This is a genomic window from Billgrantia sulfidoxydans (assembly GCF_017868775.1).
Lineage (GTDB): Bacteria > Pseudomonadota > Gammaproteobacteria > Pseudomonadales > Halomonadaceae > Halomonas > Halomonas sulfidoxydans.
On the sequence record NZ_CP053381.1, the window covers coordinates 3,012,668 to 3,026,515 of the forward strand.

The 13,848-nt window shown below is 65.8% G+C and carries 15 protein-coding genes; 5 read left to right on the plus strand and 10 right to left on the minus strand.

Going from position 1 to position 13,848, the window contains the following annotated elements; genetic code table 11:
- Nucleotides 1-44 precede the first annotated feature (44 nt).
- Together HNO51_RS13960 and HNO51_RS13965 are read right to left on the minus strand one after the other, a co-directional pair.
- Nucleotides 45-509: an SUF system Fe-S cluster assembly regulator gene (locus HNO51_RS13960; RefSeq protein WP_197447912.1), complete on the minus strand. Its 465-nt coding sequence runs from the start codon at nucleotides 507-509 to the stop codon at nucleotides 45-47.
- A 243-nt stretch (nucleotides 510-752) separates the two neighbouring features.
- Entirely contained in the window at nucleotides 753-2,483 is a 1,731-nt protein-coding gene (locus tag HNO51_RS13965; protein WP_197447913.1) for a putative bifunctional diguanylate cyclase/phosphodiesterase, read from the minus strand.
- A 264-nt stretch (nucleotides 2,484-2,747) separates the two neighbouring features.
- Between HNO51_RS13965 and HNO51_RS13970 the strand changes: the two genes are divergently transcribed.
- Nucleotides 2,748-3,221: an Lrp/AsnC family transcriptional regulator gene (locus tag HNO51_RS13970; RefSeq protein WP_197447914.1), complete on the plus strand. Its 474-nt coding sequence runs from the start codon at nucleotides 2,748-2,750 to the stop codon at nucleotides 3,219-3,221.
- Between the two features lie 38 nt (nucleotides 3,222-3,259).
- A complete protein-coding gene (locus tag HNO51_RS13975; protein WP_197447915.1) occupies nucleotides 3,260-4,165 on the plus strand; it encodes a complex I NDUFA9 subunit family protein in 906 nt (301 codons plus the stop codon).
- 43 nt (nucleotides 4,166-4,208) lie between these two features.
- On the opposite strand, the gene HNO51_RS13980 is transcribed toward HNO51_RS13975, so the two are convergent.
- The 3 genes from HNO51_RS13980 to HNO51_RS13990 all read right to left on the minus strand — a co-directional run bounded on the left by HNO51_RS13980 (nucleotide 4,209) and on the right by HNO51_RS13990 (nucleotide 7,310).
- Nucleotides 4,209-4,763, minus strand: coding sequence for a hypothetical protein (locus HNO51_RS13980; RefSeq protein WP_197447916.1), 555 nt, complete (start codon nucleotides 4,761-4,763; stop codon nucleotides 4,209-4,211).
- A 61-nt stretch (nucleotides 4,764-4,824) separates the two neighbouring features.
- Entirely contained in the window at nucleotides 4,825-5,718 is an 894-nt protein-coding gene (locus tag HNO51_RS13985) for a ribose-phosphate diphosphokinase (RefSeq protein ID WP_197447917.1), read from the minus strand.
- The gene (locus tag HNO51_RS13990) at nucleotides 5,718-7,310 is read right to left on the minus strand and encodes a thymidine phosphorylase family protein (RefSeq protein WP_234283451.1); all 1,593 of its coding nucleotides are present in this window, start codon (nucleotides 7,308-7,310) and stop codon (nucleotides 5,718-5,720) included. Before HNO51_RS13990 ends, HNO51_RS13985 begins: the two co-directional genes overlap by 1 nt.
- Nucleotides 7,311-7,516: 206 nt before the next feature.
- On the opposite strand from HNO51_RS13990, the gene HNO51_RS13995 reads away from it, so the two are divergent.
- The gene (locus tag HNO51_RS13995) at nucleotides 7,517-8,461 is read left to right on the plus strand and encodes a 2-dehydropantoate 2-reductase (RefSeq protein ID WP_197447918.1); all 945 of its coding nucleotides are present in this window, start codon (nucleotides 7,517-7,519) and stop codon (nucleotides 8,459-8,461) included.
- 90 nt (nucleotides 8,462-8,551) lie between these two features.
- Complete coding sequence (locus HNO51_RS14000; protein ID WP_197447919.1) at nucleotides 8,552-9,319, plus strand: class I SAM-dependent methyltransferase; 768 nt, start codon at nucleotides 8,552-8,554, stop codon at nucleotides 9,317-9,319.
- Between the two features lie 87 nt (nucleotides 9,320-9,406).
- Here HNO51_RS14000 and thpD read toward each other — a convergent pair whose 3' ends face one another.
- The 3 genes from thpD to HNO51_RS14015 all read right to left on the minus strand — a co-directional run bounded on the left by thpD (nucleotide 9,407) and on the right by HNO51_RS14015 (nucleotide 11,708).
- Nucleotides 9,407-10,318: an ectoine hydroxylase gene (thpD, locus tag HNO51_RS14005; RefSeq protein WP_267956279.1), complete on the minus strand. Its 912-nt coding sequence runs from the start codon at nucleotides 10,316-10,318 to the stop codon at nucleotides 9,407-9,409.
- A 163-nt stretch (nucleotides 10,319-10,481) separates the two neighbouring features.
- Nucleotides 10,482-11,192 carry a hypothetical protein gene (locus tag HNO51_RS14010; protein WP_197447920.1) on the minus strand — a complete coding sequence of 237 codons (711 nt, stop codon included), beginning with the start codon at nucleotides 11,190-11,192 and terminating at the stop codon, nucleotides 10,482-10,484.
- Nucleotides 11,193-11,231: 39 nt separating this feature from the next.
- A complete protein-coding gene (locus tag HNO51_RS14015) occupies nucleotides 11,232-11,708 on the minus strand; it encodes a YbhB/YbcL family Raf kinase inhibitor-like protein (protein WP_197447921.1) in 477 nt (158 codons plus the stop codon).
- Nucleotides 11,709-11,783: 75 nt separating this feature from the next.
- Here HNO51_RS14015 and HNO51_RS14020 point away from each other — a divergent pair, with 75 nt between their 5' ends.
- Entirely contained in the window at nucleotides 11,784-12,245 is a 462-nt protein-coding gene (locus HNO51_RS14020) for a flavodoxin family protein (protein ID WP_197447922.1), read from the plus strand.
- Between the two features lie 72 nt (nucleotides 12,246-12,317).
- Here HNO51_RS14020 and HNO51_RS21275 read toward each other — a convergent pair whose 3' ends face one another.
- Together HNO51_RS21275 and fadA are read right to left on the minus strand one after the other, a co-directional pair.
- Nucleotides 12,318-12,503: a CCGSCS motif protein gene (locus HNO51_RS21275; protein WP_197447923.1), complete on the minus strand. Its 186-nt coding sequence runs from the start codon at nucleotides 12,501-12,503 to the stop codon at nucleotides 12,318-12,320.
- Nucleotides 12,504-12,646: 143 nt separating this feature from the next.
- On the minus strand, nucleotides 12,647-13,825 hold the full coding sequence (fadA, locus tag HNO51_RS14030) for an acetyl-CoA C-acyltransferase FadA (protein WP_209537680.1): 1,179 nt from the start codon (nucleotides 13,823-13,825) through the stop codon (nucleotides 12,647-12,649).
- Between the last annotated feature and the right edge of the window lie 23 nt (nucleotides 13,826-13,848).

A 13,848-nucleotide genomic window follows, 5' to 3' on the forward strand; every position in this document is an offset into this window, starting at 1 on the left:
CCGGCGAGCGAGCTCGCCTCGGGTAATGAATCCGGTTCGGTGGCTCAGGCCGTATCGGCGGCCAGGCTCACGCTCTGTATGGGTAGCTGTACCGGCAGCTTGATCGGCGCGGTGTCGGCCAGGTGGGCCAGGGTCACGCTGTCGAGCAGGGTACGTACGGCCAGCGACACGCGCTGCCAGTTGTCGGAGACGCCGCAGGTGGCCAGCAGGTCGCAGTCGCCCTCGGCGTGACTGCACTCGGTCATCGCTACCGGTCCCTCGATGGCGGTGATGATGTCGATCGCGGTGATTCGCGAGGCCGGTCGTGCCAAGGAGTAGCCGCCCTGGGCCCCGCGCCGCGACTCCAGCAGCCCCGCCTTGACCAGCATCTTCAGCGTCTTGCTGACCGTGGGATGCGGCAGCTGCACGGCCTCGGCCAGCTCCGCCGCGGCATGCGGCTGCTCCGGGTGGCGGGCGATCTGCGCCATGATCACGGCGGCGTAGTCTGTCAGCCGGGAAAGCTTGAGCATGCCTGACTCCTGAATGTCACGGACACCTGGCGGAGGCCCTGCGCTCCATTTGGGACCATTTTAGTCCTGTATGAATGCGATGTGAAGACTCCATCTTCGTCCGTCGCGCGGAAGCCCCAAGATGCCGGCACGTTCGGCGCCGTTCACATCAAGAAATACAATCGTTCTCATTGGCACGGACAATCGCCGCTCCGCCGGTGGCCGCACCACCTCCGTCGCAACGAAACAGAGAGGGAAGTCATTTCAGCGGGGCGGTACGTTCCGGCTCTCCCGCCGCCTGGAGAGGGCGTCGTCTTGCCGCAGGAGCCGCTCGCGCTCGTGATGCCAGGCCAGCAGCTCCTCGACGGGCAGCGCCTTGGAATAGAGGAAGCCTTGGGCCTGGTCGCAGCCCAGCGCCTGAAGGGCGCGATGCTGTCCCAGCGTCTCGACGCCTTCGGCGGTGACTTCCAGGTCGAGCGCATGCCCCACGTCGATCAGGCAAGCCATCAGCTTGCGCGCACGCTCGTCCTTCTCCAGCCCCTCGACGAAGGCGCGATCGATCTTGAGGCCGGTGATGGGCAGGTGGCGCAGATATTCGAACGATGAAAAGCCGGTGCCGAAGTCGTCGATGCTGACCTGGATGCCGTAGCCGCGAATACGCTCCAGTGCCTGCTTGGCCGCAAACAGATCGTGCACCAGCGCGCTCTCGGTGATTTCCACCTCGAGCTGCGATGGGCTGATCCCCGTCTCCTCCACGAGCTGGTTGAACTCATCCAGCAGGTCGTCATCCATCAGGTTGCGCACCGAGAAGTTGATGCTGACCTTGCCGCCATGGCGGCGGGCGAAGTGACAGGCCTCGCGCATGACGAACCGGGTCACCGGCGCAATCAGGGTGGTGTTCTCGACCTTGGGCATGAACATGCCGGGGGCGATCAGCGCACCGCTCTCGTCACGCCAGCGAATGAGCCCCTCGAAGCCGCTGACCCGCCCGCTCGCCAGGTGCAGCTTGGGCTGATAATGGAGTTCGAACTCGCCCTGCGCCAACCCGCGACGCACTCGAGCAATCAGACGGATGTTCTGCAGGCTGCGTCGCGCGAAGGAGGGTTGGAAATGGCAGTGCGCGCGATGCTTCTCGGAAGCGGCCAGCATCGCGATTCTCGCCTCGCGGATCAGGCTGCCCGGAGTGGCGTTACCGGCGCCTTGCAGCGAGCTACCCAGCACCAGCTGCACACGCAGTGGCACTCCGAGCGTCACCAGGTTGTCCTCCCCCAGGTCGACCACCCGACGGGCGAGACGCTCCAGCTCCCTGTACCCTACCGGCCAGAACAGCAGCACCAGTTCGGCGCCGCTGACGCGGTAGCTCCCCTGGAGATTGGGGCCCAACTGGGCCAGGCGGTTACTGATCGCCACCATCAGCTCATCGGAAGCATCCGCCCCCAGGGCCTCCATGATCTCGCCGATGTCCTCGACACGCACCAGCACCACCCCGACGCCACGCCCATCCTGGCGCGTTGATCGCTTCAGCCAGCGGGCCAGGTCCGCTTCCAGGGCGATGTCATTGGGAAGGCCCGCGCGAGGATCGGTCCGCGATGCCAGCTCGGCGTCGAGGTAGCTCTGCCGCAGGCGCTCGAACAGGCCTCCGGCGAAGCCGCCGATGATCAGGTACAACCCGAGCCGAATCATCCAGTTGAGGGTGTCCTGGGGCTCGCCGGTCTCCACCGAGAGCGGTATCACCGCCATCAGCAGACCTGCCGCGAGCGCCACGAGCAAAGAGCCGTACCAGGTATACCAGGCTCCCGCCAGCAGCACGGGGATCAGCATCAGGTAGGGATAGGCGTACTGGGTGCCGCCGGTGACATGGACGAGCGCCGTGCCCAGCAGCAGCAAAGCGGCCAGCACCAGCCCCTGGCAGGCATGGCGCAACATCAGCGGGCAGGACCGCCACCACTGCTCCGCGGCACGCCAGGCGTGGACGATACGGCACATGCCTGCCATGGGCTCTCTCTCTCCGACCAAGGGCGTCAACTCAGTAGAACGCTTAGGATTTTTTGCAGTGTATACAAGTTGGCTCGAGGTGGCCTTAGCCGCTCTCAACGCTTCGAGGCGCTTCGGCTTGGTTCTCATGCCGCATCGAGCGCCTCGCGTCAGGCTCACAGCAGCTTGAGAACTGGCGAGCACGAGCCGGATTCGCCAGACTTGCAATGATGGTTAGCGGTATCGGCCAAGGAACCCCTGAACGCCACATTGACGAGGCACCCCATGCGCAACCTCAAACTCGACCGCATCGATCGTATGCTGCTCGAAGCCCTTCAGCAGGACGCCCGTCTGACCACTGCCGAAATGGCAGAGCTCGTGAGCCTCTCGCCCTCCCCTTGCGCTCGCCGTATTCGCCGGCTCGAGCAGGCCGGGTTGATCACTCGCTACCGCGCCGAATTGGACAAGGTCCGGCTCGGCCTGACGATCACGCTCTTCGTGCAGGTACGGCTCGACCAGCATCAGCAGGAGCGGGTGGAAGCCTTCGAGGAGAGCGTGCGAGACATGCCGGAGGTGATCCAGTGCCATAGCGTTTCCGGCCATTTCGATTACCTGCTGCAAGTGATCACTGCCGACCTGGGGGCCTCCGAGCAGTGGTTGCGGCAATTCCGCCAGCTGAAGATGGTCAGCGCCGTGGACAGCAGCTTCGCCATTCGTGCGGTCAAGGAGAATGGCCCTCTTCCCCTGCCGGCCTCGTGATACCAGGCGATTCCGGCAGCAGCGACCAGGGAGACAGCATGGCGAGAGCCCCCATTACCGTCTTCGGCGGCACCGGCTTTCTGGGTCGGCACGTGGTGCAGGCCCTGTTCGATGCGGGTCATGCGGTGCGCATCGCGGCACGCCGGCCGGCACTGCCGGACTGGGCCGAACCCGGTGACCCCCTGGAACCGATGAGCCTCGACATCCGCAGCGAGAGCGATGTGAGCCGGGCGCTCGAAGGGGCACGGGGAGTCGTCAATGCCGTGAGCCTCTACGTCGAGCGCGGCCAGGCGAGCTTCGACCAGGTGCATGTGGAAGGCGCCGGCCGCCTGGCCCGCCTGGCCCGGGCAGAAGGCGTGCCAACCTTCATCCAGCTCTCCGGCATCGGCGCCGCCACGTCGTCGCGCTCGCGCTATGTCAGGGCGCGGGGGCGCGGCGAGTCGGCCGTGATCGATGCCTACCCCAAGGCGATCATCCTGCGCCCGAGCGTCATGTTCGGCCGCGATGACGCCTTCCTGAACCGCCTGGCGGAGCTGACTCGGCTGCCCGTCATCCCGCTCTTCGGGCACGGCGAAACGCGACTCCAGCCGGTCCACGTGGTGGACGTGGCAAGAGCGATCGTGCGACTGATGGGCGCTGCTCCATCCGAACGGCGGCTGTTCGAGTTGGGCGGCCTGGATATCCTGAGCTACCGGGAGATCCTGGAGCTGGTCATGGCCCACCTGGAGCTTGAGCGCAGGCTGCTGCCGGTACCGTTCCCGCTGTGGCAGCTTGTCGCCCTGCTGGCGTCACCCCTGCCCGGACCGCCGCTGACCCGCGACCAGGTCATTATGATGGCCGAGGACAATACGGTCGGCGAGGGCGTGGGGACCTTCGCCGACCTCGACATCCTGCCGCGCTCGCTGCGTGACGCCCTGCCCGCCTGCCTGCCGGAACGCCGCTGACGACACACGAGCGGCCCATTCGCGCGGCGCATGCCGCCACGCATCACTGCCAGCGCCAGCCATGCCGCTCCCACCATTCCAGCGCGATGGTCCGGTTCTCCGCGTTGGCGTCTTCGTCCAGCGTCGTGGTGAGGCGGACGTAATCGCCGCCGGTCTGGGTCATCAGGCGTGGATCCTGAGTGGCCAACTGCAGCGCATACAGGGCCAGCATCAGCTCATACTCGCTGCGAGTATCGAGCAGCGCGAACAGCATCGGAACCGCGGGCTCGCCGATCTGACCCAGGCGCTCCGCCGCAATGTACCAGACCCGCGGATGCTCCTCGCCGCCGTAGACGTCGATGAAGCCCCGGTCGGCAAGACGGCTGATGTAGTAGTGGACCTCGTCCTCTTCCGAGGCGAAGTGCGGGGGCACCCAGAAGCGTTCCTGACGCGTAACGGTCACGAGAGGGCGCGTCGGCTCGGTCGGCGCGACCTGCTCGGGGTCGGCGCGAACCGGCTCGGGAGCGCTCGGCCGTTCGCCCACCTGGGCCGAGCGGCCGGCGCAACCGCTCAGGAACAGCAGCAGCAACAGCGCGCTGAAAACTCTGGTGCCAGGCATGGCGTACTCCCCGGTTTGGCTCATCGTTGCGGTGTGTTTTACGTCTTCGTGCGCTGCTTGGCTAGCCCTCGTCTATCAGCCGTGCCAGCGCCCGAGCCAGGACGGAGGCCATGTGCACGGCATTGCTCTCGTGAACGATGGTGTCGGTGCTCCAGACCTCGCCTACTCCCGCCCGACGGATGACGCTCATGGCATCGCCGGCAAACAGCGCATGGGTCACCGCCACGTCGACGCTGTCCGCCCCGGCGGCCAGCACTTGCTCGGCGGCCTGGGCCAGCGTACGACCGGAGCTGGCCACATCGTCCAGCAGCACGACGCGCCGGCCGGCAATGGCCAGGTCCGGCAGCGCGATGTCGACGTCACGGTCGCCGTGCCGCGCCTTGGTACACACGCCATAGTCGAGCCCTGCCACCCTGGCCGCACTCTCCACCCACTGCAGCGATTCCGCATCGGGCCCCAGCAGCAGCGCATCGGGGCGCCGCTGGACGATCGCCGCCCCCAGCTGCGGGGCGCCGGAGAGCGCAAGGGCATGCGCCAAGGGTATCGCCTGCTCCAGGCGCTCGATGCGATGCAGGTGTGGGTCGACGGTCACTACGGCATCGAACGACTCGGCGAGGAAGCCGCCAACCAGACGCTGGCTGACGAGCTCTCCCGGGTGGAAGGCCATGTCCTGTCGCATGTAGGCCAGGTAGGGGGCCACCAGTACCAGACGCTTGACCCCCTGCGCACGCGCGTGGCGAGCCAGCAGCATCAGCTCGACCAGCTTGTCGTTGGGGCGGTCCAGGCTGCGATAGATGACCAGGCAGGCGGGCAGCTCGACGTCAGGCAGGCGCAGGCACAGCTCCTCGTCGGGGAAGCGATGGCGCCCGACCGCACGGGCCTCGATGCCCGCCGCCGCGGCCAGGCGCCCGGCAGGCAGGGATTCCTCTTCGAAATAGAGCAGGGCGGCGCGCATCAGAACTCCACGTTCAGGCGATTGATCTCGTCCGGCTGACCGATACTGTAGCCGCTGTGGTGCTCGCTGCACTGATGGGCGAAGCCTCGTTCGCTGCGAAAGGCGGCATATACCCGGTACAGCGGCTGGCCCCGTTCGACCCGATCGCCGATCTGAGCCAGCAGATCGACCCCGGCCCCCTTGGCCTTGGGCGCCCCGGCCAGGCGCGCGATGCGGGCCAGGCGCAGGTTGTCGATGGCGGTGACGACCCCCGCCTGCGGCGCCAGCACCTCGAAGCGATGCGGTGCCAGCTCGGGGGCGTCGAGGTCGAAGGGCTTCTCGCCCTGGGCACGAATGATCGCCTGCATCTTCTCCAGCGCCCGGCCGGAGTCGAGGATGTCCCGGGCGATGCCGAAGCCGTCACCACCGCGGATGTCGGGGTCGAACTCCAGCATTCGCCCCGCCAGGCGCAGCGATTTCTGGCGCAGGTCCATGGGAGCGTGGGGATGGTTGGTGAGGACTCGCATCACGTCGCGAGCCTCCAGCACGGGGCCGATGCCGCGTCCCACCGGTTGGCTGCCGTCGGTGATCACCACATCCAGCACCAGCCCCATGCGGCCGGCCACGAACTCGAACAGCTTGCGCAGCCGGCGGGCCTCCGGCATGGAGCGGACCTTGGCATGCGGCCCGACGGGAATGTCGAGCAGCAGGTGTGTCGAGCCGGCCGCCACCTTCTTCGACAGAATGGAGGCGACCATCTGTCCCGGCGAATCGATGGAGAGCGGTCGCTCCACCGCGATCAACACGTCGTCGGCCGGGGAAAGCTCGCTGGTGCCGCCCCAGGCCACACAGCCACGGTGAGTACGCACCAACTCACCCAGCTCGTCGAAGGGCACGTCCACCTTGGCCAGCACCTCCATGGTATCGGCGGTGCCCGACGGGGAGGTGATCGCGCGCGACGAGGTCTTGGGGCACAGCAGGCCGTGGGCCGCCACGATGGGCACCACCAGCATGGAGGTACGGTTGCCGGGAATGCCGCCGATGCAGTGCTTGTCGACTACCGGATGCTCGTGCCAGTCGAGTCGACGCCCCACCCGCCCCATGGCGTCGCTGAGGTAGAAGATCTCCTCGCGATCGAGTTCGCCCAGTTCGCAGGCCACCACGAAGGCCGTCAGCTCGATTTTCGAATAGCGCAGCTCGGCGATGTCCTGGACGATCTCGCGGAAATCCCGGCGCGTGAGACGCTCACCGGCGATCTTGCGACGCAGGGCCGGAATCGAAGCGGGCGGCTCTGCCTGCGATACGCTGACCGGGTGCCCTTCTTCCACGCCGAGCAGGGCAAAGGCGTCTTCGGAAAGCCCCAACTGGGTGTGGCCGACGATGGCAACGTCGTCGACCACATTCAGGGTCGCCAGGATGCGTCGGCCATTGGCACGCACCTCGACCTTCGACAGCGCCTGGAAACCCTCGGCACGATAGAGGTCGCACTCGCGATGCAGATAGGCGACGTTCTCGCGGTACGTATCGATGGCCACGCGACACAGCGCGAGCGGTATCCCCGCTTCATCGCTGGGCTTGGCCTTGTTCGAGGCGTGCGGTCGGGTCCTGTTCATGCGGCGAATCGTCTCCCTCGGGGCATGCGCTTCAGTCTGCCGCATTTCTTTCGCCCGGGGCAGCACCAAGGACACCCGACATGACCTAGGGCAAGCGTGTCGATATGCCGGACGCCCGTGTGCGTTCCCGACAAGGAGAGAGGACACACGAATGCCATCTTGCCGCTATGCTCCGAGAGACGAGAGTGAAATCGACAGGAGGCAGCATGAAGTTCGCCATCATGGGTAGCGGCGGTGTCGGCGGCTACTTCGGCGCACGCCTGGCCGAGGCCGGCGAAGACGTCACCTTCATCGCCCGCGGCGAGCACCTCGCCGCCATGTCGAGCCAGGGATTGCGTGTGAGCAGCATCAAGGGAGACGTCATGCTGCCCCGGGTCACGGCCACGGACGACCCCGCCACGCTGGGCGAGGTGGATTGCGTCATCGTGGCGGTCAAGGCATGGCAGGTGAGGGAGGCCGCCGAGTCGATTCGCCCCCTGGTCGGCCCTGACACCCTGGTGCTGCCGTTGGAGAACGGCGTCGAAGCTGCCGACATCCTGGCCGAGGTGTTGGGCGAAGCGCCGGTGCTCGAGGGGCTGTGCGGCATCCTGGCCTGGCGGGAAGCGCCGGGGCACATCCGCCACGCCGGCGTGGACCCGTTCATCCGCTTCGGTGAGCGTGACAATCACAGCAGTGCACGTACGGCACGCCTCAAGGCCGTCTTCGACAAGGTACACGGCGTCAGCGCCGAGATTCCCGACGACATACGCGTCGCCCAGTGGAGCAAGTTCCTGTTCATCTGCGCCATGAGCGGCATTGGCAGCATCACCAGGGCTCCCATCGGGGTCACGCGACAGCTACCCGAGACGCGTGCGCTGATCCAGGCCATGCTCGAGGAGATCGACCAGGTCGCCCGTGGCCATGGCGTCGCGTTTCCTGCCGATGCCGTCGCCCGCGCCATGCAGTTCATCGACGCCATGCCGGCCGAGAGCACCTCCTCCATGCAGCGCAACATCATGGCCGGAGAGCCCTCCGAGCTGGAGTCGCAGAATGGCGCCGTGGTGCGCCTGGGCCGCGCCGTTGGCGTGACGACACCGGTTCACGCCCTGGTCTATGCGGCCCTGCTGCCCCAGGAGCTGGCGGCCCGCGGCGAAACGCCCTCCTACGAGTGAATTCCTTGCGTCGGCAGACGGTGGCATGGTTCGGTTTGGAGTATTCTGATTGAACAGGCCGTGAAGCGCCGATCCGCTGGAGCACCGATTATGAACGACGCCTCCCACCATCCTCGGGGACAGCACTGGAATGCCGCCTCCTACGCCCACAACGCCGATTTCGTCGCCGAGCTGGGCAGTGCAGCGGCCAGGCTGCTGGACCCTCGCCCCGGCGAACGCATTCTCGACCTGGGCTGCGGCGACGGCACCCTGACCGAGGTGCTGGCGAAGTCCGGGGCCACCGTCGTGGGCGTGGACGCCGCCATCGACATGGTCGAAGCCGCCCGGGCACGGGGGCTCGACGCTCGCGTCCTGGACGCTCACAACCTGCCCTTCGAACACGAGTTCGATGCGGTGTTCAGCAACGCCGCCCTGCACTGGATGCTCAACCATGAAGCCGTCGTCGCCAGCATCCATCGCTCGCTGAAGCCGGGCGGGCGTTTCGTGGCCGAGTTCGGCGGTCACGGCAACGTGGCGGCGATCTGCACCGCCCTGCTGGCGGCGCTTCAGGCGCGCGGCATCAGCGGCAAGGCCCGCTTTCCGTGGTTCTTTCCCACTCCCGATGAGTATCGTGAATGCCTCGAAGCGGCCGGGTTCGCGGTCGAGTCCATCGAATCGATCCCACGCCCGACCCGCCTGCCTACGGGCATGACCGGCTGGCTCGCCACCTTTGCCAACCCCTTCGTGCATGGCCTGGACGAAGAGATACGCGAGGCGGTACTGGACGACGCCTTGGCGCTGCTGGCGCCAAGCCTGCGCGACAGCCACGGCAACTGGACGGCCGACTATGTGCGCTTGCGCGTGAAGGCGCATCGCTGAAGCGTCAAACCCGAGCGGTCAGGTAGTGATACGCCCGGGCCAGCTGCGCCTGGCACGGCAAGCTGTCGCGCCCCGTCGCCCCGCGCTTCAGCCGACCGGCTCGAGCGGGTTCCAGTCCGTGCGATTGGCCAGGAACTCCGGACGCGGACGATTGCCGCAGAATGGGTTCAGCAACCCATTGTCGACGCTGTTGTAGACGAAAAAGAGATTGCTGCGCGGCCAGCAGGACATGTTGGTGTTGGAGCCGTGCATGGTGTTGCATTCGAACATCACCAGGGTGCCGGCCGGCCCCTTCGGCGCCTCGATATCCCCGTCGAGCATCAGCTGGCGCAGGCTGGCATTGTCGGGCACGCCCACGTACTGGCTCTTGAGCGACTCCTTGTAGTTGTCGGTCGGCGTGCGCCCCACGCAGGGGACGAAATACTTGTGCGACCCGGGGATCAGCATCAGCGGGCCGTTGAACTCGCCATTGTCGGTCAGCACGATCGAGCAGCTCAGCGAGCGCATGCGTGGCATACCGTCCTCGCTGTGCCAGGTCTCGAAGTCGGAATGCCAGTCGAAGCCCTTGCCCTTGAAGCCGGGCTTGTAGTTGATACGCGACTGGTGGATGTACACGCCCTTGCCGAGCAACTGCTCGACCATGGCCAGCAGCCGCGGATCGCGGGTCAAGCGGCTGAAGCGCTCGGAAATCTCGTGAATGCCGAAGATCGAGCGGATCTCCTCGCGGCCCGGCTCGAGAATGGTGCCTTCCGAGAGCTTGAGGTCCTCGTCCTCTTCGTAGTCACGCAGCTCCTGGATGAAGGCTTCCATCTCTTCTCGGTCGAAAAAACCCTCAAACGAAAGAAACCCCTTCTCCTCGTATTCGCGTATCTGCTCCTCGCTCAGCGGCCCGTCCCCGCGCTCGGCCCCTTCGGCGTAGACCACGGGGTCGATGCGCTCGAACATGCCGAGCTTGCGCTCCAGTCGCGTAGGGAACAGATCCTGCACGTCATTCTTCATCGCATGCTCCTCCTTGAATCCAAGCGAAACACCAATCCTCCGACTGGTAACAACCCAACTTAGCCCTGGAAACCTTTGCCTGCAAAGCGACTTTGTATCGGCCTATTGCGCCAAGAAAAGTAACCGTAATCATCGGGGTAACGACGACCGCCACGAGACCGGCTCACGCACCGGGCGACACGGAGGAGAACTCATCCTTGCTGTTCAACTGCCGGATCTCACGGCACAACCGGCGGCGCTGCCAGTGCGAGGAGAGCCGCTTGGTGTCCCAGGTTGCCGGTACCAGCCCGCAGTCCGGCTGCTGGTCGATGAACTCGAAGCACCGCTCGGCACCGACCGGCAGATCCTCCGAGCCGTAGATGCAGATGATGCGAATGGTGAGCGAGCGAAACACGACGTCGTTCAGCGGACGATACCCCGCCATCTCGAAGCCGCCATCGTGGGCCAGGCGCCGCGTCAGGGCACCGAAGCTGTCGATATGCACGAAGTGACCCGATCCCAGCGGCCCTTGGTGCGAGCCATCACGCACGATGGGAGACGAATCGGCAGCGAGTTTCGGATCGCTCTCCTGACGACTGTCGTCCCCGTCGCCATAGCTCTCGGTGCGATCGGTCACGTCGACGCGAACCACGCCATGCGAGGTTGCCAGTTCCGCCACGACGTGCTGGATGAAGACCGGCTCGGCGCTCATGTTGCTGATGATGCACAGGGCATCGATGTCCTTCTTGCGCCCCCGGTTGATCAGCAGGCGCGGCCGACGCTGGCGGCGAAAGCTGAAATAGAGCAGCTGGGCGTAGACGACCCAGACGATCAGGGTCCCGACATCCGTCAGCACGGAGACATTGTCCCCGTGCTGGCTGACCCAGTCGAACATGGCAATCCTCCCTGACTGCGACGAAAGCGACGCCAGCGATCAGCCGCGCCGGTAGGTGCCGATCAGCCGGTTCATGCCGAGCAGGTGCGGCTCGAGCTGCTTGAGCAGCTCCTCCAACCCAAGCCCCTCGGGCAGGTCGGTCGGCTTGTCGAGCGCCAGCACCCAGAAGTAATAGTGGTGCACGCCGTGCCCTTCCGGCGGCATCGGGCCACCGTAGCCGAGCTTGCCGAAATCGTTCTTGCCCCTCGTGCCGTCGCTGGTGCCTTCGGCCAGGGTCGTGGTGGAGCCTGGCAGGTTGTAGAGCAACCAATGCACGAAGCCATAGCTGCCATGCTGCACGAGGGGAGCATCGGGATCGTGGCAGATGATCGCATACCCCTTGGTGCCCTCGGGAGCATCGCGCCAGCTCAGCGCCGGCGAGGTATCGTCACCCTCACCGGTATGTCGGGTCGGAATCGCACCATGTGCCTGAAAGGCGGAACTCTCCAGTTGCATGTTCGAAAGTGCAAAGGCCATGAGCGGATTTCCTCCTGTGTGACAAAGCGGATAGGTGCCGAAACAGCGTCGGAAAAAGCCGTTAGACTGTCAAACATGAAACGTCTGCTGATCGTGGCCCATGCGCCCTCGCCCAATACCCGAACCCTGCGAGACGCCGCCGAACGCGGCGCCAGGCATCCCGATGTCGAAACCGTCGAGGTGGTGGTCAAGGCCCCTCTCGAGGCGGGCCCCGAGGACATACGCGCCAGCGATGCCATCCTGCTCGGCACCACCGAGAACCTGGGCTACATGAGCGGTGCACTGAAGGACTTCTTCGACCGCAGCTATTACGCGGTGCTGGAGGAGAAACAGGGCCTACCCTGCGCGCTCTACGTGCGCGCCGGCCACGACGGTACCGGCACGCGCCGTGCGGTGGAGAGTATCGTGACCGGGCTGCGCTGGCGCTGGGTGCAGGAGCCGCTGATCCTGCGCGGGGAGTGGCAGGCAGAGTTCGAGGAACAGATAGAGGAGCTGGGCCTCTATCTGGCGGCAGGACTCGAGGCCGGGGTGCTGTAGCATCTCACCAAAGCAAGGGAGCGGGCATGCCCGGATGAGCATGCCCATTGCTCACCGCCATGTGAAGGCGGGTCAGTGGCTGCACGAGCCGCAGCAGACTCCGGGTTCGCCATGCCTTTTCTTCCCGGCAGCCTCGGCGCTGGCAGGCTCGCCGGCGCTGGCGGCCGCTGCTTCCGGCGCTGGCGCTTCCGGCTCGAACGTGCTGACGGGTTGCTTGTCTTCTGCCTTGTCTCGCTTGAACAGATTCCTGAGCCCCATAGCAGAGCACTCCTCACTGTGGATTTAAAAGAAGCAAAACAAATGCATCTTATTGCCCAGCGATTCGGGCGTCAACGCCCAGACGAAACGGCCCCGCCTGAAAAAGGCGAGGCCGCTGGCCGTGCAGGTTCCTGCTGCTGCGCTCAGTTCAAGCGCTCGAACACCGTCGCCACGCCCTGCCCCATGCCGATACACATGGTGGCCAGCCCCAGGGTGGTGTCCTGCTGGCGCATCACGTTGAGCAGCGTGGTGCAGATGCGTGCGCCGGAGCAGCCCAGCGGGTGGCCCAGCGCAATGGCGCCGCCGTTGAGGTTGACCTTCTCGTCCAGGGCATCGAGGAAGCCGAGGTCCTTGAGCACCGGAATCGCCTGGGCGGCGAAGGCTTCGTTGAGCTCGACGGTCTGGATATCCTCGGACGACAGGCCGGCGGCCTTTAGCGCCTTCTTCGAGGCCGGCACCGGGCCGTAGCCCATGATCGAGGCGTCACAGCCCGCCACGCCGGTGGAGAGCACCCGGGCAATGGGCTCGAGCCCCAGCGCACGTGCGCGCTCATAGCTCATGATCGCCATGGCGGAAGCGCCGACCGAGAGCGCCGAAGACGTCCCGGCCGATACGGTGCCGCCGCGCGGATCGAACACCGGCTTGAGCTTGGCCATCTCCTCGAGGCTGGCGTCGATACGCACCACCTCGTCGTGCTTGAACAGCGTGCGGAAGCCGCGCTCGTCGTGCCCTTCGACCCCCACGATCTCGTTGTCGAAGTGGCCTTGCTGGTTCGCCGCGTAGGCACGCTGGTGCGAGCGCACGCCGAACTTGTCCTGCTCCTCGCGGGTGACGCCGTGCATCTTGCCCAGCAGCTCGGCGGTCAAGCCCATCATCATCGCCGCCTTGGCGGCGTACTTGCTGGCCGCCGGGTTGACGTCGACGCCATGGGTCATGGGGACATGCTCCATGTGCTCGACGCCGCCGATGACGTAGAAGTCGCCCATGCCGGCCTTGATATTGGCCGCGGCGATGTGCAGCGCGGTCATCGAAGAACCGCACAGGCGGTTGACCGTCTGGGCCGGTACCGTGCGAGGGATGCCGGTCATGATCGCCGCATTACGGGCGATGTTCATCGACTGCTCGAGGGTCTGGTTGACGCAGCCCCAGATCACGTCGTCGACCTCGGCCGGGTCGAGCGCCGTATTGCGCTCGAACAGCGCCTGCATCACCGCAGCGGAAAGATTCTCGGCCCGCACGTTACGGAACGCACCGTTCTTGGCCTTGGCCATGGCGGTGCGGACGCCGTCGACCACCACGATGTCTCTCGGGTTCAAGCTCATTTCAATACTCCTGTTCGTGGTGG

Coding starts and splice junctions, on each gene's coding strand:
- HNO51_RS14000 (WP_197447919.1), top strand. CDS start 8,552: ATGAACGACGCCTCCCACCATCCTCGGGGACAGCACTGGAATGCCGCC.
- HNO51_RS14010 (WP_197447920.1), bottom strand. CDS start 11,192: ATGTTCGACTGGGTCAGCCAGCACGGGGACAATGTCTCCGTGCTGACG.
- HNO51_RS13990 (WP_234283451.1), bottom strand. CDS start 7,310: ATGAACAGGACCCGACCGCACGCCTCGAACAAGGCCAAGCCCAGCGAT.
- HNO51_RS13965 (WP_197447913.1), bottom strand. CDS start 2,483: ATGGCAGGCATGTGCCGTATCGTCCACGCCTGGCGTGCCGCGGAGCAG.
- HNO51_RS13995 (WP_197447918.1), top strand. CDS start 7,517: ATGAAGTTCGCCATCATGGGTAGCGGCGGTGTCGGCGGCTACTTCGGC.
- HNO51_RS14020 (WP_197447922.1), top strand. CDS start 11,784: ATGAAACGTCTGCTGATCGTGGCCCATGCGCCCTCGCCCAATACCCGA.
- HNO51_RS21275 (WP_197447923.1), bottom strand. CDS start 12,503: ATGGGGCTCAGGAATCTGTTCAAGCGAGACAAGGCAGAAGACAAGCAA.
- fadA (WP_209537680.1), bottom strand. CDS start 13,825: ATGAGCTTGAACCCGAGAGACATCGTGGTGGTCGACGGCGTCCGCACC.
- thpD (WP_267956279.1), bottom strand. CDS start 10,318: ATGAAGAATGACGTGCAGGATCTGTTCCCTACGCGACTGGAGCGCAAG.
- HNO51_RS13975 (WP_197447915.1), top strand. CDS start 3,260: ATGGCGAGAGCCCCCATTACCGTCTTCGGCGGCACCGGCTTTCTGGGT.
- HNO51_RS13985 (WP_197447917.1), bottom strand. CDS start 5,718: ATGCGCGCCGCCCTGCTCTATTTCGAAGAGGAATCCCTGCCTGCCGGG.
- HNO51_RS13980 (WP_197447916.1), bottom strand. CDS start 4,763: ATGCCTGGCACCAGAGTTTTCAGCGCGCTGTTGCTGCTGCTGTTCCTG.
- HNO51_RS13960 (WP_197447912.1), bottom strand. CDS start 509: ATGCTCAAGCTTTCCCGGCTGACAGACTACGCCGCCGTGATCATGGCG.
- HNO51_RS13970 (WP_197447914.1), top strand. CDS start 2,748: ATGCGCAACCTCAAACTCGACCGCATCGATCGTATGCTGCTCGAAGCC.
- HNO51_RS14015 (WP_197447921.1), bottom strand. CDS start 11,708: ATGGCCTTTGCACTTTCGAACATGCAACTGGAGAGTTCCGCCTTTCAG.